We start from the raw sequence: 1,749 nt of genomic DNA, 5'->3' as shown, positions 1-1,749 counted from the left end.
CTCCTGGGTACATTAGCTTATAATGTGGGACCGTTCCGGCTCTTGGGCAGCGGAAAGATACCCAAAAGCAAGCTGATCCGAAAGCTGGAAGCCGGTGACAGGGACATCTATAAGGAGTATATATCCTACTGCCACTACAAGGGGCGGAAAATCCGCTCGATAGAGCGGCGACGGAAGATGGAATTTCTGCTGCTGTTCAAGAAGTAGCGGTAAGGGAGAGCTTCACCCAAATGGTGGGGTTCTCCCTTTGTCATTTTCAGGAAAGGTTTTGCTTTGCTCCGGGAAAAGACCTATTTTTGTATCACTTTTTTTGAAACAGAAAAAACAATCATGGAAAATTATATGGCAAAAGCAGCGGATGCCTTTCTGACAGGGCGTCCGTATGGCATACGTCTTGACTTCAAACACAAGGGTTTCGCTCTTTTCAACTACAACATGAACGAGCTTGGCAACCATCTTCCCGGCAGACTGGAAACGCTTCCGCTGGAGGATTTTGACGTGGAGGATATTCCGCTGTGCGGGGAACGGATTGTCCGAAAGGAAAACATAACGGACATCTTTTTCTACGATGAGAAGAGCAACCCGTATTCGGACAACCGTGTTGATATGAAGAAACTGAAAGCATACAACAAATATATTTATCCGCTTTCACTTATTCTGAATAGAAATCTGTAAGATGGGAACAAAAAAGACTTCCGTTAGTGGAAGTCTTTGGAACAGCGGTTTCTTTGCTACTTTCTTTGTCCGCCTTCTGCTCACCGAAAGAAAGTAGGGCGGCTCTCGCCGCCTCTGCCTAAAGTCGGGTGTAAAGTCCCGTTACATCCGTGAAAATCTGCTGGAGCATATCAAAGTACACTCCCTCGTATTTGGCTATCTCCTTGACCTTGATGTCCGCATACTTCGTCAGTGTCTGACGATAGAAATACATGGTGTATGTATCCGTGTCTTCATCCAATATGATTTTCAGTCTGTTGGCTGACGTTTTGTTCCTTGCAAGGCTCATTTGTAGTCCGTTGCCCAAATTGATATAGTTACGGCTTCCCGTCATGACGGTAAATCCATGACCGCCCAACTGCTGTAAGATTGTATTCGCTATCATCTGTATATGAATTTAAGTTATTGTCAATGGGTGGCTTTTGCCACCCGATTTTTTTTATACGTTCATGCTCTGCCTTATATGTTCCAATGTGCGCTCGGCAATGGGTCGTGTTTCCTCCGTCCAAAGGTCATAGTCATGTACGGATATTCCCACACTCTGCAAGTCACGGATATAGCCGGACACATAATCTCCTGTAGGGAGGTAAACGAACTGCATCCATGCGTCCCTGCTGTCTGTCAATATAAAATAGTATTTCATGTTCTTTCTTTTTTATGGGTTATCTGTTTCGGGGGTGGGCGGTATTGTGTACCGCCACACCTTTAGTATTCTTTCATTTCGGCAATGGGGGTATATTTTCTGAGCCATTCCACCACATGCACCATGTTGTATTCGGAAGTAATGACTGCCGTATGTTCGTTTATCGGGGTCATTCTTGTACTTTCGTAGCTCTCTATCCACTCCTTTAGTGTTGCCACATCACAAGTATCGGTACACATCATATCCAAAATTCTGATAGGGTCGCTGAATGTCACAATCAAAGTATCATAGTATGCTGTCATAATCTGTCCTCCTTTCCTTTTATCCATTCGTCACGCAGGTGTCTGCACTCTTCCAATGTCGGTCTAACGCAAGAGAAAAGTTCTCCGTCC

At 44.9% G+C, this 1,749-nt stretch carries 6 protein-coding genes; 2 read left to right on the top strand and 4 right to left on the bottom strand.

Features of this window, described 5'->3' with window-relative positions; all coding sequences use genetic code 11:
• Window positions 1–207: glycoside hydrolase family protein (locus I6E24_RS16150; protein WP_394800425.1), on the top strand; the 207-nt coding region annotated here is incomplete at its 5' end.
• Between the two features lie 123 nt (window positions 208–330).
• Window positions 331–675, top strand: coding sequence for a hypothetical protein (locus I6E24_RS16145; protein ID WP_022232581.1), 345 nt, complete (start codon window positions 331–333; stop codon window positions 673–675).
• A gap of 118 nt (window positions 676–793) precedes the next feature.
• Here the strand turns inward: I6E24_RS16145 and I6E24_RS16140 are convergent, their stop codons facing one another.
• The 4 genes from I6E24_RS16140 to I6E24_RS16125 all read right to left on the bottom strand — a co-directional run.
• Entirely contained in the window at window positions 794–1,099 is a 306-nt protein-coding gene (locus I6E24_RS16140) for a hypothetical protein (protein ID WP_005650230.1), read from the bottom strand.
• Between the two features lie 54 nt (window positions 1,100–1,153).
• On the bottom strand, window positions 1,154–1,357 hold the full coding sequence (locus I6E24_RS16135) for a hypothetical protein (protein WP_021908424.1): 204 nt from the start codon (window positions 1,355–1,357) through the stop codon (window positions 1,154–1,156).
• Window positions 1,358–1,419: 62 nt separating this feature from the next.
• Window positions 1,420–1,659, bottom strand: coding sequence for a DUF6956 domain-containing protein (locus tag I6E24_RS16130; RefSeq protein ID WP_005650234.1), 240 nt, complete (start codon window positions 1,657–1,659; stop codon window positions 1,420–1,422).
• Window positions 1,656–1,749: DUF3873 family protein (locus I6E24_RS16125; protein ID WP_235329715.1), on the bottom strand; the 94-nt coding region annotated here is incomplete at its 5' end. The genes I6E24_RS16125 and I6E24_RS16130, both read right to left, overlap by 4 nt.

The organism is Bacteroides caecigallinarum (assembly GCF_021530995.1).
In the GTDB taxonomy this organism is placed as follows: domain Bacteria; phylum Bacteroidota; class Bacteroidia; order Bacteroidales; family Bacteroidaceae; genus Phocaeicola; species Phocaeicola faecigallinarum.
This window is presented reverse-complemented; position numbering and strand designations above follow the sequence as displayed.